Source organism: Dolomitihabitans soli, assembly GCF_022213955.1.
GTDB lineage: Bacteria > Actinomycetota > Actinomycetes > Streptosporangiales > Streptosporangiaceae > Streptosporangium_A > Streptosporangium_A soli.
In genome coordinates this window covers 261,422-285,388 of record NZ_JAKNTW010000005.1, presented here as the reverse complement: position 1 = coordinate 285,388, position 23,967 = coordinate 261,422, and the positions used below count along the sequence as shown (strand labels likewise).

23 protein-coding genes and 1 riboswitch are annotated in these 23,967 nt (G+C 71.3%); of the genes, 15 read left to right on the top strand and 8 right to left on the bottom strand.

Annotated features, from left to right (window positions below; translation table 11 throughout):
* Positions 1 to 9: 9 nt before the first annotated feature.
* Positions 10 to 1,593, bottom strand: coding sequence for an FAD-binding oxidoreductase (locus MBA17_RS12215; RefSeq protein ID WP_238496752.1), 1,584 nt, complete (start codon positions 1,591 to 1,593; stop codon positions 10 to 12).
* A 72-nt stretch (positions 1,594 to 1,665) separates the two neighbouring features.
* Here MBA17_RS12215 and MBA17_RS12210 point away from each other — a divergent pair, with 72 nt between their 5' ends.
* The 3 genes from MBA17_RS12210 (at position 1,666) to MBA17_RS12200 (ending at position 4,591) form a co-directional block, all read left to right on the top strand.
* A complete protein-coding gene (locus MBA17_RS12210; RefSeq protein ID WP_238496510.1) occupies positions 1,666 to 3,198 on the top strand; it encodes a glycerol-3-phosphate dehydrogenase/oxidase in 1,533 nt (510 codons plus the stop codon).
* A gap of 102 nt (positions 3,199 to 3,300) precedes the next feature.
* A complete protein-coding gene (locus MBA17_RS12205) occupies positions 3,301 to 4,176 on the top strand; it encodes a sucrase ferredoxin (RefSeq protein WP_238496509.1) in 876 nt (291 codons plus the stop codon).
* A gap of 103 nt (positions 4,177 to 4,279) precedes the next feature.
* A complete protein-coding gene (locus MBA17_RS12200) occupies positions 4,280 to 4,591 on the top strand; it encodes a WhiB family transcriptional regulator (RefSeq protein WP_093171423.1) in 312 nt (103 codons plus the stop codon).
* A gap of 88 nt (positions 4,592 to 4,679) precedes the next feature.
* Here the strand turns inward: MBA17_RS12200 and MBA17_RS12195 are convergent, their stop codons facing one another.
* Positions 4,680 to 5,312, bottom strand: coding sequence for a phosphoribosyltransferase (locus MBA17_RS12195; RefSeq protein WP_238496508.1), 633 nt, complete (start codon positions 5,310 to 5,312; stop codon positions 4,680 to 4,682).
* Between the two features lie 87 nt (positions 5,313 to 5,399).
* Positions 5,400 to 6,479: a ribosome small subunit-dependent GTPase A gene (rsgA, locus tag MBA17_RS12190; RefSeq protein WP_238496507.1), complete on the bottom strand. Its 1,080-nt coding sequence runs from the start codon at positions 6,477 to 6,479 to the stop codon at positions 5,400 to 5,402.
* 444 nt (positions 6,480 to 6,923) lie between these two features.
* Here rsgA and MBA17_RS12185 point away from each other — a divergent pair, with 444 nt between their 5' ends.
* From MBA17_RS12185 to MBA17_RS12175, 3 genes are all read left to right on the top strand, one after another.
* Positions 6,924 to 7,499: a sigma-70 family RNA polymerase sigma factor gene (locus tag MBA17_RS12185; RefSeq protein ID WP_274385282.1), complete on the top strand. Its 576-nt coding sequence runs from the start codon at positions 6,924 to 6,926 to the stop codon at positions 7,497 to 7,499.
* Entirely contained in the window at positions 7,496 to 8,227 is a 732-nt protein-coding gene (locus MBA17_RS12180; protein WP_238496506.1) for a zf-HC2 domain-containing protein, read from the top strand. Before MBA17_RS12185 ends, MBA17_RS12180 begins: the two co-directional genes overlap by 4 nt.
* Before the next feature lie 158 nt (positions 8,228 to 8,385).
* Positions 8,386 to 9,306: a CHRD domain-containing protein gene (locus tag MBA17_RS12175; protein WP_238496505.1), complete on the top strand. Its 921-nt coding sequence runs from the start codon at positions 8,386 to 8,388 to the stop codon at positions 9,304 to 9,306.
* 110 nt (positions 9,307 to 9,416) lie between these two features.
* On the opposite strand, the gene glyA is transcribed toward MBA17_RS12175, so the two are convergent.
* The 4 genes from glyA to MBA17_RS12155 form a co-directional block, all read right to left on the bottom strand.
* Positions 9,417 to 10,667: a serine hydroxymethyltransferase gene (gene glyA, locus MBA17_RS12170; RefSeq protein ID WP_238496504.1), complete on the bottom strand. Its 1,251-nt coding sequence runs from the start codon at positions 10,665 to 10,667 to the stop codon at positions 9,417 to 9,419.
* A 24-nt stretch (positions 10,668 to 10,691) separates the two neighbouring features.
* Positions 10,692 to 10,774: riboswitch (ZMP/ZTP riboswitch) on the bottom strand.
* Positions 10,775 to 10,802: 28 nt separating this feature from the next.
* Positions 10,803 to 11,804 carry a YihY/virulence factor BrkB family protein gene (locus MBA17_RS12165; protein ID WP_238496503.1) on the bottom strand — a complete coding sequence of 334 codons (1,002 nt, stop codon included), beginning with the start codon at positions 11,802 to 11,804 and terminating at the stop codon, positions 10,803 to 10,805.
* A gap of 97 nt (positions 11,805 to 11,901) precedes the next feature.
* Positions 11,902 to 12,297 carry a YccF domain-containing protein gene (locus MBA17_RS12160; RefSeq protein ID WP_238496502.1) on the bottom strand — a complete coding sequence of 132 codons (396 nt, stop codon included), beginning with the start codon at positions 12,295 to 12,297 and terminating at the stop codon, positions 11,902 to 11,904.
* 25 nt (positions 12,298 to 12,322) lie between these two features.
* Entirely contained in the window at positions 12,323 to 13,117 is a 795-nt protein-coding gene (locus MBA17_RS12155; RefSeq protein ID WP_238496501.1) for a TIGR03084 family metal-binding protein, read from the bottom strand.
* 46 nt (positions 13,118 to 13,163) lie between these two features.
* On the opposite strand from MBA17_RS12155, the gene MBA17_RS49365 reads away from it, so the two are divergent.
* The 7 genes from MBA17_RS49365 to MBA17_RS12120 all read left to right on the top strand — a co-directional run bounded on the left by MBA17_RS49365 (position 13,164) and on the right by MBA17_RS12120 (position 19,770).
* Positions 13,164 to 13,289: a hypothetical protein gene (locus tag MBA17_RS49365; RefSeq protein WP_274385281.1), complete on the top strand. Its 126-nt coding sequence runs from the start codon at positions 13,164 to 13,166 to the stop codon at positions 13,287 to 13,289.
* 297 nt (positions 13,290 to 13,586) lie between these two features.
* Positions 13,587 to 15,269 (top strand): nitrite/sulfite reductase, encoded by a 1,683-nt coding sequence (locus tag MBA17_RS12150; RefSeq protein WP_238496500.1) that lies wholly within the window; start codon positions 13,587 to 13,589, stop codon positions 15,267 to 15,269.
* 142 nt (positions 15,270 to 15,411) lie between these two features.
* Positions 15,412 to 16,143: a phosphoadenylyl-sulfate reductase gene (locus tag MBA17_RS12140; RefSeq protein WP_238496498.1), complete on the top strand. Its 732-nt coding sequence runs from the start codon at positions 15,412 to 15,414 to the stop codon at positions 16,141 to 16,143.
* Positions 16,144 to 16,279: 136 nt separating this feature from the next.
* Entirely contained in the window at positions 16,280 to 17,023 is a 744-nt protein-coding gene (locus tag MBA17_RS12135) for a sirohydrochlorin chelatase (protein ID WP_238496497.1), read from the top strand.
* 221 nt (positions 17,024 to 17,244) lie between these two features.
* Positions 17,245 to 18,084 carry a hypothetical protein gene (locus tag MBA17_RS12130; RefSeq protein ID WP_238496496.1) on the top strand — a complete coding sequence of 280 codons (840 nt, stop codon included), beginning with the start codon at positions 17,245 to 17,247 and terminating at the stop codon, positions 18,082 to 18,084.
* A gap of 250 nt (positions 18,085 to 18,334) precedes the next feature.
* Positions 18,335 to 18,577: a hypothetical protein gene (locus MBA17_RS12125; protein WP_238496495.1), complete on the top strand. Its 243-nt coding sequence runs from the start codon at positions 18,335 to 18,337 to the stop codon at positions 18,575 to 18,577.
* Positions 18,578 to 18,621: 44 nt separating this feature from the next.
* A complete protein-coding gene (locus MBA17_RS12120; RefSeq protein ID WP_238496494.1) occupies positions 18,622 to 19,770 on the top strand; it encodes a hypothetical protein in 1,149 nt (382 codons plus the stop codon).
* A 60-nt stretch (positions 19,771 to 19,830) separates the two neighbouring features.
* Here MBA17_RS12120 and MBA17_RS12115 read toward each other — a convergent pair whose 3' ends face one another.
* Entirely contained in the window at positions 19,831 to 20,589 is a 759-nt protein-coding gene (locus tag MBA17_RS12115; RefSeq protein ID WP_238496493.1) for a DUF1707 SHOCT-like domain-containing protein, read from the bottom strand.
* A 197-nt stretch (positions 20,590 to 20,786) separates the two neighbouring features.
* On the opposite strand from MBA17_RS12115, the gene MBA17_RS12110 reads away from it, so the two are divergent.
* Together MBA17_RS12110 and MBA17_RS12105 are read left to right on the top strand one after the other, a co-directional pair.
* Positions 20,787 to 22,259 (top strand): ankyrin repeat domain-containing protein, encoded by a 1,473-nt coding sequence (locus MBA17_RS12110; protein WP_238496492.1) that lies wholly within the window; start codon positions 20,787 to 20,789, stop codon positions 22,257 to 22,259.
* A 49-nt stretch (positions 22,260 to 22,308) separates the two neighbouring features.
* Positions 22,309 to 23,931 (top strand): isovaleryl-CoA dehydrogenase, encoded by a 1,623-nt coding sequence (locus tag MBA17_RS12105; RefSeq protein WP_238496491.1) that lies wholly within the window; start codon positions 22,309 to 22,311, stop codon positions 23,929 to 23,931.
* Positions 23,932 to 23,967 lie beyond the last annotated feature (36 nt).

Genomic DNA, 23,967 nt, shown 5'->3' with positions numbered 1-23,967 from the left:
ACCGTCGGATTAGCGAAAACTGGCCGTCGCCGAAGGGATCAGCACGCCCGGATTGAGCACTCCTGACGGATCCAGCCGATCCTTGACCGCGCGCAGGACGGCGACGCCCAGCTCGCCGATCTCCTCGGCGTAGGCGTCGCGGTGGTCGCGGCCGACGCCGTGATGGTGCGAGATCGTGCCCCCCGCGCCGATGATCGCCTCACCGGCCGCCCGCTTGGCCCGCTCCCACTGCCCGAGCGGGTCGCCCGACTGGGCGGTGACCACCGTGAAGTAGAGCGACGCGCCGGTCTCGTAGACGTGCGAGATGTGGCACATCACCAGCGGGGAGCCCAGTTCGGCGTGCAGCGCCCGCCGTACCTCGTCGTAGAGCCGGGGCAGGTTCGACCAGAACCCCGCCGTCTCCAGCGTCTCGGCGGTCGCGCCCGCCGCCAGCAGGGAGTCCCGGAGGTACGGCGCGGCGTACCGGCCGTGCGCCCACGACTCTCCCGGCTGGGCGCCCAGGTAGACGCCGCCGAGCTCGGCCAGCGCCGAGGCGGCGGACTCCCGGCGCGCGGCCGCGTCGTCGCCCTCGTAGCCCACGATCGCCAGGCAGCCGGCGTCGGTGTCCAGGCCGCCCAGTTCCCCGGGCCTGGCGAGCCCCGCCATCGTCTCCGTCTCGTCGGACAGGCGCAGCACCGTCGGCAGCGGCCCGCGCTGGGCGAGCACGCGCAGCGCCGTACGGCCGGCGGCGAAGGACGCGAACCGCCATCCCTCGTACACCTTCTCGGCGGGGGCCCGGCGGACCCTGAGCCTGAGCGAGGTGATGACCCCGAAGGCGCCCTCGGAGCCCAGGACGAGTTGCCGCAGGTCGGGGCCCGCCGCCGACTTCGGGGCGCGGCCCAGCTCCAGGGTGCCGCTCGGGGTGGCGACGGTCAGCCCGGCGACCATGTCGTCGAAGCGGCCGTATCCCGCCGACGCCTGGCCGCTGGACCGCGCGGCGGCGTAACCGCCGAGCGTCGCGTACTCGTAGGACTGCGGGAAGTGCCCGAGGGTCAGCCCGCGGCCCGCGAGGAGCCGCTCGGCCTGGGGCGCCCGCATGCCCGGTTCCAGGTCGGCGATCATCGACTCCTCGTCGACGGAGCGCAGCCGGTTCAACCGGCTCAGGTCGAGCGCGACCACGCCGGCGAAGCCCGCCCGCGTGGCGACCAGGCCGCCGACGACCGAGGTGCCGCCGCCGAACGGCACGACCGCGACCCGGTGGGCGGCGCAGAGCCGCAGGACCTCCAGCACCTCCTCGTGCGACCCGGGGAGCGCCACGGCGTCGGGCGCGTCGGAGCCGTCGCCGGCGCGCATCCGGATCAGGTCGGGGGTGGACTTGCCGCGGGTGTGCCGGATGCGGGTGTCGTCGTCGAACCGGACGTGGTCCGCTCCCACGACGCCGCGCAGCTCCGTCAGGACGAGCGGGGACAGCGCGACCGGCGGCAGCCGTACCTCGCCGAAGCTCGCGGCCGGCGTTTCCGGGGGGCGCAGGCCGAGCAGGTCCACCAGCAGCTTGCGCAGGGGTTCCGGCAGGTCGGCGGCCTTGGCGGGATCGCCCCAGCCGGACCAGAGCATGGGTTCGGCGGGCGTCGTCGGAGTCTCCACGCCTAAACTGTGACATATGCCCCGCCTCTCCCTCTTCCGTTCATGAACACCTCCCTCAACGCAAGACGCAGGACGCGCGAGCTGACCGAGACCCAGGACGGGGACGCCGTCGCGGACGTGCTCGTCGTGGGGCTGGGCGCGACCGGTGCGGGCGTGGCGCTCGACGCCGCCTCCCGCGGCCTGTCCGTCACCGCGATCGACGCGCACGACCTCGCCTTCGGCACCTCCCGGTGGAGCTCCAAGATGATCCACGGCGGACTGCGCTACCTCGCCAGGGGTCAGGTCGGCGTGGCCGTGGAGAGCGCCGTCGAACGCGGCATCCTGCTCACCCGCACGGCCCCCCACCTGGTCAGGGCCCAGCCGTACCTGCTCCCGCTCACCGCGGCCGTGACGCGGCGGCAGGCGGCGACGGTCATGACCGGGTACCGGCTCGGCGACTCGCTGCGGGCCGCCGCCCGCACCCCGCGCCGCCTGCTGCCCGGCCCCGCGCGGGTCTCCGTCGAGCGGGCGATCTCCCTGGCCCCCGCCCTCCGCCCGTACGGCCTGCGCGGCGCGCTGCTGTCGTGGGACGGGCGGGTGGTCGACGACGCCCGGCTGGTGGTGGCGCTCGCCCGCACGGCGGCGGGGCACGGCGCGCGGGTGCTCACCCGGTGCCGCGCGCTCTCGCTGGACGGCGACGGCGCGCTGGTCAGGGACGAGCTGAGCGGCGAGACCCTGCGGATCCGGGCCCGCGTGGTGATCAACGCCACCGGCGTGTGGGCGGGCGAACTGGTCCCCTCCGTCACCCTGCGGCCCTCCAGGGGCACCCACCTCGTGCTGCGCCCGGGGACCCTGCCCGGACTCAGGGCCGGGCTGCACGTGCCGATCCCCGGCGAGCGCGACCGCTTCGCGCTGGTGCTGCCGCAGGCCGACGGGCGGACCTACATCGGCCTCACCGACGAGCCGCTCGACGGGCCGGTCCCCGACGTCCCCGAGGCTCCGGAGGAGGACATCGTCTTCCTGCTCAAGGTGCTCAACTCGGTCCTGTCCTCGGCCGTGGAGCGCGCCGAGGTGGCGGGCGCCTTCGCCGGACTGCGGCCGCTCCTCGGCGAGGGGGGTCCCGACGGCCCGAGCGCCGACCTGTCGCGCCGGCACGCCGTACTGGTGTCCCCCGAGGACGTGGTGACGGTGGTGGGCGGGAAGCTGACGACGTACCGGCGGATGGCGCAGGACGCCGTGGATCGCGCCGTGGCCCTCAGATCCCTTCAGGCGGGCCCGAGCGTCACGGCGCGACTTGGACTCGTGGGAGCCGCCGCAGGGCCCGTGGCGGCGGCCTCACGGCTCGTGGAGAGGTACGGCAGCGAGGCTCCCGCCGTACAGGCGCTCGCGGACGAGGATCCGGCGCTGGCCGAGCCCGTCGCGCTCGGCGTCACCGGGGCGGAGCTGGTGTGGGGCGCGCGGCACGAGGGGGCGCTGGACGCGGACGACCTGCTGGACCGCCGCACCCGGATCGGCCTGGTGGCCGAGGATCGTGCGCTGGCCCTCCCCGCGGCGCTCGCCGCCATAACCCGGGAGATACACTCTCCTAACACTTAGGTTAGACTTACCTAAGTACATGGAGGAGGGGTCGGGTTGTCGGGGGGAAAGCCGCCGAAGGGCTGCACGCATCCGGCCGGGTGCCACACCGGCGAAGTGCCCGTGCTGGCCAGCGCCACGGTCGGAGCCAGGACATGGCTGCTCGTGGAGCACGAGGGCCCCTGGGCCGCCTATCTACCGGACTGCGACCTTCCCGGCAAGACTCTTTCACTGATCGAAAGAGCCACCGCCCTGGGCATCCGGCCGCAACTCATCCGCCGCCCCGGTGATCGCCCCAGAAATCGCACCCGCCCGGCGGGGCAGGACCTCCGTGTGCTACTGGCCTACACCGCCACCGAGACTCCGTGGCTGGCAGAGGGCGTTTTCGCTGATCCAGACGATCTTGACCTGGAAGCGCTGGTGGACGGAGTGGTCCCCAGGTCCTGCATACTGGTGAGCGAGGCGGTATTTCTGGTCTGCACGCACGCCAGGCGCAATGTGTGCTGCGCCCGCATTGGACTACCTCTCGCACGCCTTCTCGGTGAAAATCACCCGGGGAGGGTGTGGGAAACATCACACGTTGGCGGCGATCGTTACGCCGCCAACCTGGTGTGCTTGCCACACGGGCTTTACTACGGCAGCATGTCTCAGGCCGCCGCGCTCGTGGCGGCTAACGCGTACCGGCACGGTGAGATCGTTCTTGACCGTTTCCGGGGACGCGCGGGTATCCCTGAGCCACTGCAGGCCGCTGAGCATTTCGTGCGTCAACACACGGATGAGCTCTCGGTCGGCGGAGTGGCCGTGGAATCCTCAAGGTCGGACGGTGACGTCACCGAAGCGGTCATGCGCTGCGGAGACGTCCGGTTCCGGGTTGTGGTCGAGCCCATGGCGTTCCCTTCGCCATGCGGTACGGCTTGCGCCGAATCGATCGCGACCTACCGGCTGGTGTCGCTGGACAGGCTAACGCCTGTCCGCTATGCCACGCCCGCCCTGACCTGACGAGTGGGAACATCACGGCTATTTCGCACGTTGCAACCAGGGACGCCACAAGCGTCCAATGCGGCAGAAACACGAAATACCTCTCACTAAAGGTGGTTGTCTCATGTCTCAGGTACGTCGGCAGATCGCCCGCCCGCGGCCCAGCTGGGGCTGGCAGGATGATGCCGCGTGCCGGGGTGAGGACCTCGTACTCTTCTTTGGCCCTGACGGTGAGCGTCAGCCTGAGCGGGACATCCGGGAGCGCAAGGCCAAGGCCATCTGCGCACAGTGCCCCGTCAGGGCGGAATGCCTCGACTACGCGCTGTCCCGGCCGGAGAAGTACGGCACCTGGGGCGGACTGAACGAGGACGAGCGCGCCTCCGAGCGTCGCCGTCGCATGCGCCGTGCTGCCAGCGCCGGCATCAGCGCCGCCTGACCCCCCTTCACACCCGGCTTCCACGCTCCCCCGGGCCTGATCCGCCCGGGGGATGTGCATGTCCAACGTCATTCCGGCCCGTCCGGGCTCATTCCGGTGTGCCGAGAATGCCGAGCACGTCATCATCGGACAGTTGTCCGAAGCGGGCGTACCACTGCCCCACCGAGTGGAACCGCGGCGGCGTGGCCAGCACCACGACCTGGTCGGCCTCGGCCGACATCGCCGCCGCCGTCTCCGCCGACGCGACCGGCACGGCGAGCACCAGCCTCAGCGGATCGGCACGGCGCACCGTGCGCAGGGCCGCGCGGGCGGTGACCCCCGTGGCCAGCCCGTCGTCCACGACGACCACGTCCCGCCCGGTCAGCTCCGGCAGCGGCCGGCTCCCCCGATACACCTCCACGCGACGGCGCAGCTCGGCCCGTTCCGCCTCGACGACCCTCGCCAGATCGGCCCGGGTGAGTCCCAGCCGCAGCAGCAGGTCGTCGTCGAACACCGGTTCCCCGCCCTCGGCGATCGCCCCCACTCCCAGCTCCGGCTGCGGCGGATAGCCGATCTTCCTGGTGACCAGCACGTCCAGCGTGCCCCGCAGCCGTGCCGCGAGCGGCGCCGCCACCGGCACCCCGCCACGGGGCAGGGCCAGCACGATCGGATCCACGATCCCCTTCACCCGGGCCGCGAGCAGTTCCCCCGCCGCCTCCCGATCGGCGAAGGGCAACGTCACACGAGCACCGCTCACTCTCCCCGGCCTACCCCCGTTTCCCGCCGCCGGACCCGCCCCCGGGAAGGGACAGGCCCGGCGCAGAGATCGTCAAGTGCGATTACGACCGGTACGGCGCATCTCCTTGTGGATGATCTTCCATTTGCGGGTCTGCTCCTGACGCAGCCGCGCGTCCGCCCTGGACGCCATCCAGGCCGCCTCGCGCTGGAGCTTGTACCAGCTCGCGAGCCGGCGTTCCGGCAGGTCGCCCGTCTCCACCGCGGCCATGACCGCGCACCCCGGTTCTCCCCCGTGCCCGCAGTCGGCGAAGCGGCACTGCTCCGCGAGCGCCTCGATGTCGGAGAAGACCAGGTCGACGCCGTCGCTGATGTCGTAGAGCCCGACGCGCCGGATGCCCGGCGTGTCGATGATCAGGCCGCCGCCGGGCAGCACGATCAGCTCACGGTGCACCGTGGTGTGCCTTCCCCGGCCGTCACCCGCCCTGACCTGCTGCGTCTCCATGAGCTCGCCGCCGGCCATCGCGTTGACCAGCGTCGACTTGCCCGCTCCCGACGGCCCGAGGACGACGGCGGTCCTGGCCCCTGACAGGTAGCCGCGGGCGACCGCCACGCCGTCGCCCCGCTCCGCGGCGACGGCGTGGACGTCCACCCCGGGCACGGCGGCGGCGACGTCGGCCAAGAGCTCGCTCAGCCCCTGGTCGAACAGGTCGGCCTTGGTGACCAGCACCACGGGCGTGCCGCCGCTCTCCCAGGCCAGCGCGACGAGCCGCTCGATCCGCCCCAGGTCGGCGAAATCGGTGGAGTGCATGGACGGCTCGGCGACGAAGACGACGTCCACATTGGCCGCGAGCACCTGGCCCTGGCCGTCGCCCGACAGCCCGCCCCGCGAGTCGCGGCTCACACCGCCACGGACGAACGCGGTACGGCGGGGCAGCACGCCGTCCAGTTCGAGGCGGCCTTCGGGCAGCAGCCGCAGCGCCGCCCAGTCGCCCACGCAGGGCAGCGCCACGGGATCCTCGGCGGCGGCCCGCCGTACCCGTGCGTTGTACTGGACGTGGTGGGGCCCGTCCGCGGCGATGACCTCGGCGGCGCCCCGGTCGACGCGGGCGACCCTGGCAGGCGTGGTGTGCTCTGGAAGCCCGGCGGCGAGCGACTCGTCCCAGCCGAGCAAGGAAAGATCGAAAGAACCAGTGCTAACTGGCGAAGACATGATCAGGAAACCCTTCGAAAACCGGGCATCCCTACATAAATGCGGACACCCGGGGACTGGTGGCTGACAGGCGCGTCAGAAAGACCCGCATGAACCCCACCTCCTCGGATGCCGGGGGTCGCCTCGATCACGGCGACCCATCGTGGCAACTCTAGCACCACGGCTCGCAGCCCTTCATCTTCATTTCTGCGGCGTGTATCGGTCGAACGCGGGGACCGCCCTCAGGAACGATTTCCGGTCGCCGGTGAACCATCCACCCGGTGCGCGCCGTACAGCATGACAGCGGACTTTTCGCACTTACCGAAGGGTCAGGCGATGTTGCGACAAGGGTTGCCACAAGGGTTGCGACAGGAGTTGCGACAAGGCACGTGCTCACCGCCCGCCGATCTCCCCGGAGCCGACCCGATGGCGAAGACCCCCACCCGGGCCGACGGGGAGCGCGGCTGGCTGCGCCGGCTGCGCCCGGTCGAGGCGCCCGACGACGAGCGCGTCGTGGCGGAGCTGTACCGGGAGTACCACCGGCCGCTGCTCTCGTTCGTCATGCGTCTCACGTCGGGCGACCGGCAGTGGGCGGAGGACGTCGTGCAGGAGACGATGCTCCGGGCCTGGCGCACCGCCGGACGGCTCGACTCCGAGGCTTCCTCCCTGATGCCCTGGCTGGCCACCGTCGCCCGGCGTATCGTGATCGACGACCGTCGTCGCAAGGACGCGCGGCCCCTGGAAACGGGTGAGGAACCGCTGGAGAGCGTGCCGATGCCCGACGAGACGGACCATCTCCTGCGTCAGGTGGTGGTCGCGGACGCGCTCAGTTCGCTGTCCCCCGCCCACCGCCAGATCCTGAACGAGACGATCCTGCGCGACCGCTCGGTGAACGAGGCCGCCGCGGCGCTCGGCATCCCCGTGGGCACGGTGAAGTCCCGCGTCTACTACGCCATCCGCGCCGCGCGCCTGGCCATGGAGGAGAGAGGGGTGACGGCGTGAACCCCGCGATCGAGCACACCGACGTCGCCGCCTACGCCCTGGGACTGCTGGAGGAGCCCGACCGCCGCGCCTTCGCCGCGCACCTGCCCGGCTGCCCCTCCTGTACGGCGGAGCTGGCCGAACTGTCCGGGATGGCGAGCGTGTTCGCCGGCGTCGAGCCCCTCGACGACGACCGGGGCAGACCGCCGGAACCACCGGAACCACCGGAGCCGCCGGCCGCCTTGCTGGATCTGCTGCGCCGGCGGAAGGCGGCCGACCGGAGGGCGCGGAGAGGGACCTTCGTGATCGGGATCGCCGCCGCGGCCGCCTTGGCGGCGGGCGGCGTCGCGGTGGGCGCCACGATGGCCGGTGGCGGCACGGCCCCGCCCGCCGGGCACTCCGCGCACGGCCCCGCCGAGGAGTTCTACCTCCAGGGCGAGCCGATCGCCGGACAGGGCGCTCCAGGGGTCAGCGGCGGCGTCGTGCTGGAGGCCAAGGCCTGGGGCACCCATGCCGCGCTCGAACTCAAGGGGATCAGGGGCCCCCTTGAGTGCGAGCTGATCGCCGTGTCGCGGTCCGGAGACAGGCGGGTCGTCACCGGATGGGCGGTGCCCGACGAGGGATACGGGACCACCGGCTCCCCCGGCGCCCTTTACGTGCACGGTGGGAGTGCGCTCCGGCCGGGCGAGATCGACCGCTTCGAAGTGACGACGACGACCGGCTCGACTCTGCTGACCATCGATCTCTGAAACTTTGAACATTAGCCCTTCCGTTCGCCGGAAGGGCTTTTTCACGGCCATAAACGAGTATGCATTTTTACGTATTCAGGGGTTGAACCTGGCACGCACGGCGCTTCGTACAACGTGATGGCAACGCACCACCCAGCCAGTCACCGAGAGGTTTGATCATGTCCAAGCGCATCCTCACCGTCCCCGGCGTGGCCGTCGCCGCCGGTCTGATCGCGGCCTCCCTGGGCCCGGCCACCGCCCACGCCGACACGACGACAGCCGCCGACGTCTACTTCGCCGCGACGCTCCTCGGCGAGAACGAGGTCCCGACCGATGGCGGCCCGGCGGTCGGCGACCGGAACGGCGAGGCCGTCGGCGTGTTCCGCATCCACGGGAACAAGATGTCCTACGCCATCAGGTGGGACGGCGTCGCCGCCCCCACCGCGTTCCACATCCACCAGGGCAAGGCGGGCAGGAACGGCGACGTCAAGATCGGCTTCTTCGGTGAGGCCCTGCCGGGCGGGCTCCGCGCCGTGACCGGCACCGTCAAGGTCGGCGACTCCGGGCTGCTGGCCGGCATCAGGAAGAACCCGAAGAACTGGTACGCCAACCTGCACACCGGCGAGTTCCCCGGCGGCGCCGTACGCGCCCAGCTGCACCGGATCCGTCCCGTGCACCTCTCCTCGGTGCTGGCCGCCGGGGTGAAGGCGTCGATCAAATCCGACGCGAACGGCAGGCAGGAGGTGCCGGCTCCCGGGCAGAAGGTCGGCGACCGCGACGGCCGGGCCGAGTGGCTCTTCCGGGTCAGCGGCGGCAAGCTCTACTACGCGACCATCTGGGACAGGATCGGAGCGCCCACCAACGGGCACATCCACCGGGGCAAGAAGGGCAAGAACGGCCCTGTCGTGGTCGACTTCTTCGCCGACGCGAACGGCCTGCCCAAGTCGATCAGCGGCGTCGCCGGCGTCGCGCCGGTGAAGCGTGCCATCGGCAAGGGGATCAAGGCCAACCCGAAGAACTGGTACAGCAACCTGCACACCGGAGAGTTCCCCGGCGGCGCGGTGCGCGGCCAGCTCCGGGGCGCCCACGGCGGCTGGTGACCCGCCGGCAGACGACGGCGCCCGCCACGCGAAGGACTTCCTTCGCGCGGCGGGCGCCGTCGTTTCGTCAGGCCGGGCCCGGGGCGGGAAACCTCGGGCGCCGTCCTTCGTCAGGCCAGGCCCGGGGCGGGGAACCTGGCGGTCAGCTCGCTGAGCTCGCCGTGCACGCGGGCGATGACGTCTTCCGCGTCGTCCTTCGCCACGGCGGTGACGACCTCGTCCATCCAGGCGCCGATCTGCCGCATCTCGGCCTCGCCCATGCCGCGCGAGGTCACCGACGGGGTGCCGATGCGGATGCCCGAGGGGTCGAACGGCTTGCGCGGGTCGAACGGGACCGTGTTGTAGTTCGTCTCCAGACCGGCACGGTCAAGGGCCTTGGCGGCGGGCTTGCCGGCGACGCCCTTGGAGGTCAGGTCGATCAGGATCAGATGGTTGTCGGTGCCGCCGGAGACCAGGTCGAACCCGCGGGCCAGCAGCTCCTCGGCCAGCGCCCGGGAGTTGGCGACCACCTGGTGGGCGTAGACCGAGAACTCAGGTGTGGAGGCCTCCTTGAGCGCCACCGCGATGGCCGCGGTGGTGTGGTTGTGCGGGCCGCCCTGGAGGCCGGGGAAGACCGCCTTGTTGAGCGCGGTGGCGTGCTCGTCGGAGGTGGCCATCAGCATGGCGCCGCGGGGGCCCCGCAGCGTCTTGTGCGTGGTGGTGGAGATGACGTCGGCGTGCCCCACGGGCGACGGGTGGGCGCCGCCCGCGATCAGGCCCGCGATGTGCGCGATGTCGGCCGCGAGCACCGCGCCGACCTCCCTGGCGATCGAGGCGAAGGCCGGGAAGTCGATCTCGCGCGGGATCGCGGTGCCGCCGCAGAAGATCAGCTTGGGCCGGTGCTCCAGGGCGAGGGCGCGCACCTCGTCCATGTCGATGCGGCCGGTGTCCTCGCGCACGCCGTACCGGACCGGGGTGAACCACTTGCCGGTGGCCGAGACCGACCAGCCGTGCGTCAGGTGGCCGCCGAACGGCAGGCCCATCCCCATGACCGTGTCGCCCGGCTGCAGGAAGGCGAGGTAGATCGCGAGGTTGGCGGGCGAGCCCGAGTACGGCTGCACGTTGGCGTGGTTCACGCCGAACAGCGACTTCGCCCGGTCGATCGCGATGCTCTCGATCTGGTCGATGACCTGCTGGCCCTCGTAGTAACGCTTGCCTGCGTAGCCCTCTGAGTACTTGTTCGTCAGGACGGTGCCCGTCGCCTCCAGGACGGCCCTGGAGACGTAGTTCTCCGACGGGATCAACTTGACGGTGTCGGCCTGACGCCGCTCCTCCGCCTTGATGAGCTCGGCGATCTCCGGATCCACGTGGGCGAGACTCATCGCTCCTCCTTGAGTTGGACGTCTCGCGAAGACCCAGGCGCCCGGCCTCCGCCCTTCCGCTCCCCGGTGGTAGGCCCCACCTTGATGCGCCAGTCGCGACTCATCAGACGATAGCGGACGCGGACCGCCCCCCTCCTACCCTTGCTCCAGAGCCTGCCTGCGGCTCTTCCCGCTCGGCCCGTCCACCGGCCACAGGCGGTCGACCTCGGCGTTGAGGGTGGCGCCGATCAGCACGGCGAGCGCGGTGATGTAGAGCCAGAGCAGCACCGCGATGGGCGCGGCCAGCGAGCCGTACACGGAGAGCGGGGTGAACCAGGCGGCCAGCACGGCGCGCAGGACCGCGGCGCACAGGATCCAGATGACCAGGGCGAGCACCGCCCCGGGCAACTCCCGCCACCACCGGGTGCGCACCGGGACGCTCACGTGGTAGAGCGCGGTGAGGAAGAGCACCGTGCCGATGACCATCACCGGCCAGTAGAGCATGTCGACCACGAGCCCGTACGGCGCGGGCAGCGCGTCCGACAGCAGGGTGGGGCCGATCACCAGGATGGGCATCACGATCAGCGCGATCAGCAGGGCCACCAGGTAGAGCCCGAAGGACATGATGCGCGTGCGGATGATGCCGCGCTCCTCGCCGAGGCCGTAGGCGACGGAGATCAGGTCCACGTAGACGAACAGGGCGCGCGACCCCGACCAGAGGGACAGCAGGAAGCCCAGCGAGATGAGCGGCACCTGCCCGCCGCGCAGGACGTCGTCGATGAGCGGATTGACCACGCTTTCGACTGCGTTGTCGGTGAACAACAGGTGAGCCTGCTCGTCGACCCAGCTGCGGACCTCGACGACCGTCGCCGGGCCGAGGAAGGTGCTGAGATGCGCCAGGATGCCGATCAGCCCGAGCACGAACGGCGGCAGCGACAACAGGGCGAAGAACGCCGCCTCCCCCGCCAGGCCGGTGACCCGGTAGGCCACACCGGCCAGCGTGGTGGCCCGCACCACGGCCCAGGCATGGGTGCCGCGCACCCGCCGGAGCAGGGCCCGCGCCCGGACGGCGGCCCGTCTGACGACCGGCGCGAAGCTCGACAGGAGCGGGCGCTTCTTCAAGCGCCCGCGCCGCGGCGGCGCATCGGTGGAGGTCATGGCACCCAACGGTATTCGCAGGACGGGCTCGGCTGGACGCCCCACCCGCAACGATCGGATCTCGGGTCCCCTACCCGGCGGGCGACCCGGCTAACGGTCAACGGCCCAGGTGGCCGGTGTCGTCGACGTCCACGATCCGGGCGCCGAGCGGCAGCAGGGAGATCGGGATCATCTTGAGGTTGGCCAGTCCGAGCGGGATGCCGATGATCGAGATGAACAGCGGGATCGAGGTGATCACGTGCCCGATCGCCAGCCAGATCCCCGCCACCACCACCCAGATCACGTTTCCCACCGTGGTCAGGCAGCCCGCCCCGGGATCGCGCTCCACGGTCCTGCCGAACGGCCAGAGGGCGTAGGCCGCGATCCTGAACGAGGCGATGCCGAACGGGATGGTGATGATCAGAATGCAGCAGATGACTCCGGCCACCAGATAGCCCAGTGCCAGCCAGACTCCGGCGAAGACCAGCCAGATCACGTTCAGTAGTGTGCGCACACCTCAAGTCTGCCCTTCCCCGCCCTCAGATGGGGGCGGAGGGGGAACGCCCGTTGCCCGGCGGCCCTGCGTACGCCTGCGCCACCGCCATCCAGGCGTGCGCGGCGGGCCCCGTGACGGCCAGCGCGGTGTCGGCGAGGTGCCTTCGCTGCGTGACCACCAGACAGAAGTCGAGCACCGGCCCGCGCACCGTGTCGGGCGCCCCCGGTGGCCCCGCCGTCCACGGCGAGCCGTCGGGCAGCGTCAACTCCACCCGCACGGGCTCCGCCGGCACGTCCATCGCCCGCATCGCGAAGCCGTACGGCAGGGCGCGCACGCCGAGCGTCGCGATGTGGCGCAGGCGGACCGTGGGGGCGCGGCGCACGCCGACGGCGTCGGCGACGTCCTGGCCGTGCGCCCAGGTCTCCATCAGCCGGGCCGTGACGAAGGAGGCGGCCGACATGTCCGGGCCGTACCACGGGAGCCGGGTCCTGGCGTCGAGCCCCTCGAAGGCGGTCAGGCTGCGCGCGCGGGCCGTACGGAACCACGCGTGGACCTGCCCGGCCGTCAGGCTGCGCGCGGCCACGGCGATCTCGTCGACCGCCGCGTCGCCGCGGGACAGCAGGGCGGGCAGCACGGCCCGGAACCCGTCGGGGTCGGTCGCGGCGGTGGTCGCGGCGTCGTCGAACCAGGCCAGGTGGCCGATCTGGTCGCGGACCGACCATCCCTCGGCGGGTGTCGGCCGCTCCCAGTCGCCGGCGCGCAGGGCGGAGAGCACGGTCTCCAGCTCGGCCGTCTCGGCGCGCAGGTCGGCGATGAGGGCGGGCATCGAGACGGCCATGGGCCTCAGCGTAACCGAGCGTTGTTCTGGAGGAAATAATGGAGACGTGATCTGTGAGAAGTGCAAGGAGAGACTGCACGAGGAATGCCGCGGCGGTTCCTGGTGCGACTGCCAGCACCAGCAGGGCGAACAGCCCTCCGAGACGCCCCTCGACTGGCTCAGGCAGGGGTGACCCGTCCCACACTGTGGACCCGACATTGGACATCGCGGACGCACGAGGTATGGTTTGGACATGCCAGCGGATCCGCTTCTCGTCGTGCGACGCCACGTCGACTTCCTGCGCGTCCGCAGCGCGATCTGTATCGACGCCCGCTGACCATCGCCCTGTTCTCTCTTTGGGCGCGTGGTTCAACAGGCGTCTCTTCTGTGAGATGGCCCCGCACTCGACGATGAGGCGGGAGACGATCCTGTGACCCGCGCGTCCGCGCCCCACGTGCTACCCGCACTCAGCTGACGCAAAGGACGCGCTATGACCACCCCGGCCAAGCCGGCGAATCGCCACCACAAGCGCCCGCGTGGCGAAGGCCAGTGGGCCCTCGGCTATCGCGAACCGCTCAACAAGAACGAAGAGAACAAGAAGAACGACGACGGGCTCAACGTCCGCCAGCGGATCATCGACATCTACTCCAAGCAGGGGTTCGACTCCATCGACCCCGCCGACCTGCGCGGCCGGTTCCGCTGGTTCGGGCTCTACACCCAGCGCAAGCCCGGCATCGACGGCGGCAAGACCGCCATCCTGGAGCCGGAGGAGCTCGACGACCGCTACTTCATGCTCCGGGTGCGGATCGACGGCGGCCGGCTCAGCCTGGCGCAGCTCCGGGCCATCGCCGACATCTCCAACGACTACGGCAGGGGCACCGCCGACGTCACCGACCGGCAGAACATCCAGTTGCACTGGATCGAGGTCGAGTCGGTCCCCGACATCTGGAAGCGGCTGGAGGCCGTGGGCCTGTCCACCATGGAGGCCTGCGGCGACACGCCCCGGGTGATCCTCGGCTGTCCGCTCGCCGGGATCGACAAGGACGAGGTGGTCGACGGCACGCCGCAGATCGAGGAGGTCCTCGACCGCTACATCGGCGACCCGGCCTTCTCCAACCTGCCGCGCAAGTTCAAGACGGCGATCAGCGGCTGCCCGGCGCACTGCACGGTCCACGAGATCAACGACATCGCCTTCGTGGGCGTGGAGCTGGCCGACGGCACCAAGGGGTTCGATCTCTGGGTGGGCGGCGGGCTGTCCACCAACCCGATGCTCGCCAAGCGGCTGGGCACGTTCGTCCAGCCGGAGCAGGTGCACGAGGTCTGGGCCGGAGTTTGCGGGATATTTCGTGATTACGGGTACCGGCGGCTCCGGCACCGCGCCCGGATCAAGTTCCTCGTCAACGACTGGGGCCCGGAGAAGTTCCGCGACGTCCTGGAGAAGGAGTACCTCGGCTACACGCTGGCCGACGGCCCCTCCCCCGAGCTGCCGCGCGGCGGCCGGCGCGACCACGTCGGCGTCTACCCGCAGAAGGACGGCAACTTCTACGTCGGCTTCGCGCCCAAGGTCGGCCGGCTGAGCGGCGACCAGCTGCACCGGATCGCCGACATCGCCGAGCGGCACGGTTCCGGCCGGGTGCACACCACGGTCGAGCAGAAGATGGTCATCCTGGACATCGCCCCCGAGCGGGTCGACGCGATCGTGGCCGACCTGGAGGCGCACGACCTCCAGGTCAACCCCTCCACCTTCCGCCGCCAGACGATGGCCTGCACCGGCATCGAGTACTGCAAGCTGGCCATCGTCGAGACCAAGGACGCCGCCTCCAGGCTGATCGACGAGCTGGAGCAGCGGCTGCCCGACTTCACCGACCCGCTGACCATCAACGTCAACGGCTGCCCCAACTCCTGCGCCCGCATCCAGGTCGCCGACATCGGCCTGAAGGGCCAGCTCGTGATCGACGGCGAGGGCAACCAGGTCGAGGGCTACCAGATCCACCTCGGCGGCTCCGTCGGCGTCAACCCCGGCTTCGGCCGTAAGGTGCGCGGCCTGAAGACCACCGCCGCCGAGCTGCCCGACTACGTCGTGCGGGTCGCGAGCAACTTCCAGGCGCAGAAGAAGGAAGGCGAGACCTTCGCCGAGTGGGTCCAGCGCGCCGAAGAACCGGATCTCAAGTGACCACGGCCAGGGCGGTGCCCTTCCACTGCCCCTACTGCGGCGAAGAGGACCTGGAGCCGTACGAGGGTGACGGTGGCTGGTACTGCCGCTCCTGCGTCCGCGCGTTCAAGCTGAAGTTTCTCGGAATTGGGGTGCGTTCGTCATGACATTGGTGGACATAGAGATCGAGGCACAACAGCAGCGGCGTAGTGCCCTGGACCTGCAGGAAATCGTCGAGTCCGCCGCCGAGTTCCTGGAGGACGCCTCCGCCAGGGAGATCATCCGGTGGGCGGCGGCGACCTTCGGCAACCGGCTGTGCCTGACCTCCTCGATGAGCGACGCCCTGCTGATCGACCTGGTCAGCAGGGTCAAGCCCGGTGTCGACGTGCTGTTCATCGACACCGGCTACCACTTCGCCGAGACGATCGGCACCCGCGACGCCGTACAGCAGGTGTACGACGTCAACCTGATCAACGTGGAGTCGTCGCGGACCGTGGCCGAGCAGGACCGTGACCTCGGTCCCCGGCTCTTCGGCCGCAACCCCGACCTGTGCTGCTACCTGCGCAAGGTCGAGCCGCTGAACCGCGCGCTGGAGCCCTACATCGCCTGGGTGTCGGGCATCCGCAGGGACGAGGCGACCACCCGCGCGAACATCAAGGTCGTCGAGTGGGACACCAAGCGCCAGATGGTCAAGGTCAACCCCATCGCCCGCTGGACCCAGGAGGACGTCGACAACTACATCGCCGACAACGGCGTCCTCATCAACCCCCTGCACTACGACAACTACCCCTCCATCGGCTGCGCCCCCTGCACCCGCCAGGTCATGGACGGCGAGGACCCCCGCAGCGGCCGCTGGTCCGGCATGGGCAAGACGGAGTGCGGCATCCACGTCTGACGCCGCCCGCGAACGTCCCCCAGCCACGCGCGACCCAGCCATCCCCGGGTCGCGCGCGGCTCACCCACCGACGTCCGGACCCGACCCGTGTGACACCCGGGTCGGCCACCACACGCCAGAACCAGATCGAGGTCACATGCACGCAGCAGACGTCCCGCTGATCGCGGTGGCACACGGGTCCCGCGACCCGCGGGCCGCCGCGACGGTCGAGGCGCTCCTCGACCTCGTACGGCAGGCTCGCCCGGACCTCGACGTGCGGACGGCCTTCCTCGACCACGCCCCGCCCACCCTCACCGGGGCCCTGCGCGGCCTTCCCGAGGCCGTGGTCCTGCCGCTGCTGCTCACCGAGGCGTACCACAGCCGGGTCGACATCCCGGGCGTGCTCCGCGAGGCCGCCGCCCGCGCCCCCAGACAGCTCCTGCACCGCGGCACCACCCTGGGCCCGGACCCGCTGCTGACCACCGCCATGGAGCGGCGCCTGACCGAGGCGGGCGTCACCGTCGGCGATCCGGACACCGCCGTCGTCCTGGTCTCCGCCGGCTCCAGCGACCGCCGGGCCAACGCGGTCGTCGCCGGGGTGGCCAGGCAGTGGGCCCGCGACCGCCGGTGGTGGTCGGTGACCGCCGCCTACGCGTCGGCCGCGTCCCCGACGCCGGCTGCGGAGGTCCGGCGGCTGGCCCGCGCGGGCGCCCCGCGCATCGTCGTCGCCCCTTACCTGCTGGCTCCCGGTCACTTCGCCGACAAGATCCGCCGGGACACCCTGGCCGCCGGCGCGTCCGTGGTCGCCGAGGTCCTCGGCCCCGCGCCGGAACTCGCCACCGTGATCCTGGACCGCCATGCGCGGGCCGTCCATCAGGAAGAGCGTTCCGCGACGGCCTGACCTGGGCGTCCTCTCAGCAGTGGCGCATCGTCGACGACTCGGGGGCGTACGCGATCATAGTGGGTTCGCCAGTCCCACTCAATCACCCAAATTAGTCAAATTGCCACTTGCAGCGCAGTGTTAACGTTAGAGGGAGAAATAGGACACATCCTGCAAGGGGGCCGGCGTGCCCCGCCGTACGACGGAAGGCAGACGTGCGAGTTCACGATCAAAGTCTTGACGTGAAGATTGAGAAAGCCGACTTCAACGCCATCTATGATCGCCCAGATCCTCGCGACTACTACAACGGCCTGGGGGCCCTCGACTACGCCGCTCCCCATCACGGTCAGCGCGTGTTCCGCAAGGTGCTCGACGCCCTCGACGTCGACCGGCCCACCATCGTGGACCTGTGTTGCTCCTACGGCGTGAACGCCGCGCTGCTGAAGCACGACCTCACGCTTGAGAACCTCTACGACCGCTACGGTTCCGACCAGATCGCCGGCCTGGCGACCGACGAACTGACCGACGCGGACCGCGCCTTCTACGCGGACCGCCGCCGCGCCGACGCGCCACGCGTCATCGGGGTGGACACCGCCGCCTCCGCCATCGAGTACGCCCTGGAGGTCGGCCTGCTGGACGGCGGGGCCGTGGAGGACATGGAACGGGACAAACCCTCATCGGAGTTGGCCGACGCCGTCGGCGAGGCCGATCTGATCACGGTCACCGGCGGCATCGGGTACATCACCGACCAGTCGATCGACCGCCTGCTCGACTGCACATCCCCCGAACGGCGGCCGTGGTTCGCCGCCCTGTGCCTGCGGACCGTCAGCTACGAACCCGTGGCCGAGTCCCTGGCCCGGCACGGGCTGGTGACCGAGCAGCTGGAGGAGCACACCTTCCCGCAGCGCCGCTTCGCCGGCCCCGAGGAACGCGACTACGCCATGCGGGCGCTGGCCGAACAGGGCCTTGACCCGCTCGGCAAGGAGTCCGCGGGCGAGTATCACGTGAACGTGTATCTCTCCCGCCCCGGTGACGAAGTCGCCGCCCGCCCGATCCAGACGATCCTGACCGACGTGGCCTGATCCCGGCAGGGCGCGGGCGGGCACGATCCCTTCGATCGTCTCCGGGAACGCGACCGCCCGCGCCCATTCACTGTGAAGCCTGATATTCCAGACAGGCATCCTTTTCAGCCACCAGCCACATCTGAAATGGATATCGGACGTTATTTCGCAGCGTTCCGCCGCGTTTGAAATTGATGTTTTCGAGAAATGTTTATTGGGGATGTCGCCTCCTGGTCTGTTGTTGTACGGCGAGCCATACGAGGGGATCGTTGTGGCCGACCTCGATCGCGAGGCGATGCGGGCAGTGGTGGAGCGGGTTCAACGACTGTCGGACGAGCACTGGTGGGCGCTCGATCCCTCCTGCCGGCTGATAGCGGGTGACGCGTGGGTCGGCCCCGCGGGTACGCGGTTCGGCGCCGACGTCCACGCCGATCAGCGGGAACTGCGCGACATGCTCGCCAAGGCGGTGCACAGCGCGAAGGCGAAACTGGCGTCATTGCCGGACAAATCATGAGCCGGCGTGGTTTCACGGGAGTAAAGCAGCCCGATTTCGATGCGATGACCGGCAAACACACCCATGCCGCCTGCCGGATCGACCAACTGGCGAAGGCCCTGTACGGCGAGCTCTACCGCGCCGGGCTGGACACCTCTCCCGCGCTCCGCATCCGCGAACTCGCCCAGCGGGTCGGCAAGCAGGCCGGTGACCTGCGACGCCGCCAGACCCTGCTCCGCGAGATGGAACACCAGAGGTCGACCTTCGGCTTCTCCACGGCCGCCGGGTCCTTCGTGGCGATGCCCGACGGCCTGGAGTCCGCCTGCGGTCTGCTCGCCGCCGACGCCGCTCTGCTGGCCGCGGGCGGCGACGCCAGAGCCCTCGCCGAACTCCAGAAGTACGCGCGAGATGCCGGAAACGCGGACTTCGTCAAGGCGTTTCTCGGCAGGCTGGGAGCCAAGGGCGTCACCGAACTACCCGGCTCGCTGGGGGCGCAGCTCGTCGAGGCTCGCGAAAACGGCGATCTCGCGTCGGTGAACCACCTCGCCACGCAGGGGAGGCAGGCCCTGACCTTGCTGAGCACGGCGCTGGCCCGCGGCACCGATCCCAGGAATCCCGCCTACGCGGGCGACGGTTTTCTGCGGGCCCTCGCCGACGAGGGCCGGGCGGAACACACCGCCGGCGACGTCAGCTACACGGGATACCAAGCCCAGGCGTTGCTCTGGCGGGCGCACAACGGCCGGCCGCCGTTCTCCGAGCGGTTCGCGGAGATCGTCGGCCGTGACGTGATCGTGCACGAGAAGCAGCGGTACGCGGACGGATGGCCGGCGAGCGAGATCATCGGCCTCTCGAAGGTGCCCATGTTCGACCTGGCGGGAGCGCTGGGTCTCGGCGGCCTGCTGGGCCGCACGGCCGCCGACGCCCACACGGTCGTCGACGATCTGCTGCACACGACCCGGTTCAACAGGCACGCCGCCCACGCCTTGCTGGACCACACGCCCGCGGGCTGGGATCGGTCGGTGCTGTCCCATCTGCTGACCACGCGGCCGAGCGCCTTCGGCCACACCGGCCACCGGCGGATCCAGCAGACGCTGATAGCCGGAACCACCGGGCGGGACGCGACCTCCACACGACTGGCCGCCGAGATGACCAAGGTCCTGGCCGACCAGATCCGCGGATGCCTCGGCAAGGCTCCGGACGGCAACGCGCGCTGACCGGCGCCGGCTACGACGAGATGCGGACGCGGGGGGTGGATCGCGAAGGTCCGCCTCCCGTCACCAGTGCGGCGGGGCGGGCGGGTGCGGCGGGTTCGGGTGGCCGTGGCTCGGCGGGAGCCGGTGGCCGTGGCCGGGCGGGTTCGGGTGGCCGTGGCTCGGCGGAAGCGGGTGGCCGAGGAGGTCGCGGCGGAGCTCGTGCCACTGGTCGCGCCAGGCGGCCCAGCCGCGTTGCAGGGGACCGGCGTAGGAGTCACCGACGATCTTTACATCGCCCATCACGGCGTACGCCTTGACCCGGATCACCGGGACGTTCATCCCGGCGGGAGCCTCGGCGACCTCGATCTTCTTGTCGCCCATGATCGCGATGCCGTCGAGGTCGACGTCGACGCCGTCGGGAACGATGATCTTCACGTCGCCCATCACGGCGGTCGCCACGATGTCGATCCCGTTGGTGCGGACCTCGGCCTGGCGCAGGTCGAGCAGCACGTCGCCCATCACCGCGATCGCGCCGAGCTGCTGGTCGACGCGCCACTTGCCGCGCCGCTTGGAGTCGCCCAGCACCGCGACGAACCAGCGCCGGGCGCCGTGGGCGGGAGCGGGCGCCGGTGCGGGGACGGACATCGGGGCCGAGCCGCTCGCGGGCAGGTCGGAGGTGATCACGGCCAGCTCGGCGTGGGTGGTCGCCAGATAGGCGGCCTCGGTGCGTTCGGTCAGCTCGCCCAGGGTCAGACGGCCCTCGACGGAGGCGGTCTTCAGCCTCTCGACGACGGCGTCCCGCTCGGCGTCTGACGCGCGCATTCCACCCGGCTCGTTCACGCCTTCCAATCTAGACGGCCCCGGCAGGGTCCACCGTCCTCCGAAAGGAGGAACCTCGTACGTCTAAGGAGCCGGTCCCACGCGGGCCGAGAATGCCGGGCGCCCGGCGCAGGTACGGCAGGCGGTCGCCGCGGCCGGGGCGCGGAGCGGTCGCGACGAGGCCGTGAGCAGCCCGGTACCCGCACTATGCTCGGCCTATGTACGAGGAACTGCTGGACGCGGTGATCGGGAACGACGTGGAGCGGGTGCGCGGCGCGCTCAAGGACGGCACGGCCGCCGACCCGCAGGAGGCGGGCACGACCAGCGCGCTCTACCGGGCCGCGGTGAGCGGGCGGGCGGAGATCGTGAAGGTGCTGCTCGACCACGGCGCCGACGCCAACCGGCTCAGCGACGGCGGCGACGACGAAGGACTCCCGCTGTGCGCGGCGGCGGCCTGGGGCCACCCCGAGGTGATCGACCTGCTGCTGGCGGCCGGCGCCGAGCCGGACGCCCGGGAGACCGGCGGCTGGACCGCCCTGCTCTGGGCGGCGACGAACGGTTATGGCGACTGCGCCGAGGCGCTGCTGACCGCGGGCGCCGACCCCGACGGCGCCAAGGAGCAGGGCGACACGGCCCTCACGCTCGCCGCGAGGCGCGGGGCGCTCGGCGTGGTGCGCGCGCTGCTCGCCCACGGGGCCGACGCCTCGCTCCCCGACGGGGACGGCGACACGGCGCTGTCCATCGCCGAGGACTGGCTGGGTGTACACCTGGAGAGCGCGCTGCTCGAACAGTTCGAAGGCGAGATGCCCGAGGGCACGCGCTACGCGGTGGCGCGGGCCTACGCCGCCGACGGGACCGAGCTGGTCAGCGTGACGGCGCTGGGCGAGGACGGCTCGCCGGGCGCGGAGATCCAGGCTCAGCGCGGCCACGCGGCGGTCGCCACCCTCCTGGAGAGCGCCGAGGACACCTACGTGGCGGCCGAGGACATGGTCAGGCGGGCGGTCGCGCACCGCGACGCCGACGAGGACCATGAGACCTGGTGGGTCGTGGCCGAGGCGCTCGGCGCGCGGGCCGACGAGGAGACCCTGGAGGCCGCGCTCCGCCTGTGCACGGCTGAGGACCCCCGTGAGCGGGAGTTCGGCGCCGACGTGCTGGGCCGCCTCGCGGAGGCGGAGGACGCCCCTGACGACGTCAGGGAGCGTGCCGTGCCGCAGCTGCGGCGGATGGCCACCACGGAGGGCACGGAGGCGGTGCTCGACTCGGTGCTCGCCGCCCTCGGCCGCCTGCGCGACCGCAGCGCGCTGCCCGAGGTGCTCGACGTCATCGGCCGCCCCGGCAGGACCCCGACCCCCGCCGACCCGGTCACGCTGGCCGCCGTCCTGCCGCCGGACCACGAGGAGGGCGTCGCCCTGCTCATCGCCATGACGGAGGACCCGGACGCGGAGGTGCGCGACTGGGCGACCCTCGGGGTGGCCGGTCTGGAGCGGAACGACGAGCTGGTCACCGGGGCGTTGCTGGCCCGGCTCGACGATCCCAGCCTGACGACCGTGGCGGAGGCCGTACGCGGGCTGGCGGATCGGGGTGACGCGCGGGCGGAGGCCGGAGTGCGGCGGGTGCTGGCGGAGAGCGACGACGAGTACGCGCGCGATCTCGCGACCGAAGCGGCCAAGAAACTCGGCGTAACACCATAAATGAGATAAAGGAGGGGTCCAGCAGGCACCCGTACCAGGAGGCCCCACCGTGACCCACGACGTCTTCAACCAGGCCCACCCGCTGACCGGCCACGACGTGTCCGCCGACGCCCCGCTGCTGGCGGGTGTCCGCCGCGAGGGCGCCGACTGGGCGATCGGCGAGCTCCATCGGCTCGGCAGGCTGGCCGGGTCGGAGCAGGCTCAGGAGTGGGGACGTCTGGCCAACGACAATCCGCCCGTCCTGCGGACCCACGACAGGTACGGCCACCGGATCGACGAGGTGGAGTTCCATCCCGCCTGGCACGAGCTGATGACGGTGGCCGTGGAGAACGGCCTGCACGCCTCGCCGTGGACCGCCGCCCGGCCGGGCGCGCACGTCGCCAGGGCGGCCAAGTTCTACGTGTGGTCGCAGGTCGAGGCCGGTCACGGGTGCCCCATCTCGATGACGTACGCCTCGATCGCGGCGCTGCGCCACTCCCCTGCGCTCGCCGCCGAGTGGGAGCCGCTGCTGGCCTCGCGCAGCTACGACTTCGGGCTGCGGGCCCCCGCGGGCAAGCGGGGACTGCTGGCGGGCATGGCGATGACCGAGAAGCAGGGCGGCTCCGACGTCCGCGCCAACACCACGACGGCCGAGCCGCTCGGCTCCGGCGCCTACGCCCTGACCGGCCACAAATGGTTTAACTCCGCCCCGATGTGCGACCTGTTCCTGGTTCTGGCCAAGACGGGCAAGGGGTTGTCCTGCTTCCTGCTCCCCCGGGTGCTGCCCGACGGCACCCGCAACGCGATGCGGCTGATCCGGCTGAAGGACAAGCTGGGCAACCGGTCGAACGCCTCCGCCGAGGTGGAGTACGACGGGGCCGTCGCCTGGCTGGTCGGCGAGGAGGGCAGGGGACTGCGCACCATCCTGGAGATGGTGAACATGACCAGGCTCGACTGCGTGGTCGGCTCGGCGGCGGGCATGCGCGCCGGGCTGACCCAGGCGCTGCACCACACGAAGCACCGGGCCGCCTTCGGGAAACGGCTCGCCGACCAGCCGCTGATGCGCAACGTGCTGGCCGACCTGGCCCTGGAGTCCGAGGCGGCGACCACGCTGATGCTCCGCCTGGCGGGCGCCGCCGACAAGGCGCTGCGCGGCGACCGGGCCGAGTCCGCGCTGCGCCGTACGGCCCTCGCGGTGAGCAAGTACTGGGTGTGCAAACGCGCGCCCATGCACGCGGCGGAGGCGCTGGAGTGCCTGGGCGGCAACGGCTACGTCGAGGAGTCGCAGATGCCGCGGCTGTTCCGGGAGTCGCCGCTCAACGGCATCTGGGAGGGCTCGGGCAACGTCGCCGCGCTCGACGTGCTGCGCGTGCTGTCGCGTGAGCCCGACGCGCTGGAGGCGTTCTTCGCCGAGGTCGCCCAGGCGGCCGGCGCCGACCGGCGGCTCGACGACGCCGCCGACCGGCTGCGCAAGTCGCTGAGCGACCTCGACGACCTGGAGGGCCGCGCCCGGCGGGTGGCCGAGGACATGGCCCTGGTCCTGCAGGGCTCCCTGCTCGTACGGCTGGCGCCCGCGGCGGTCGCGGACGCCTTCTGCGCCTCCCGGCTGACCGGCGAGGGGGGCCGCGCGTTCGGCACCCTGCCCTCGGGGCTCGACCTCGACACGCTCATCGCCCGGGCGGCGACGGCGTGACTCCGCGGGCCCCCTAGGCTCGGTTCCGAACGAAGG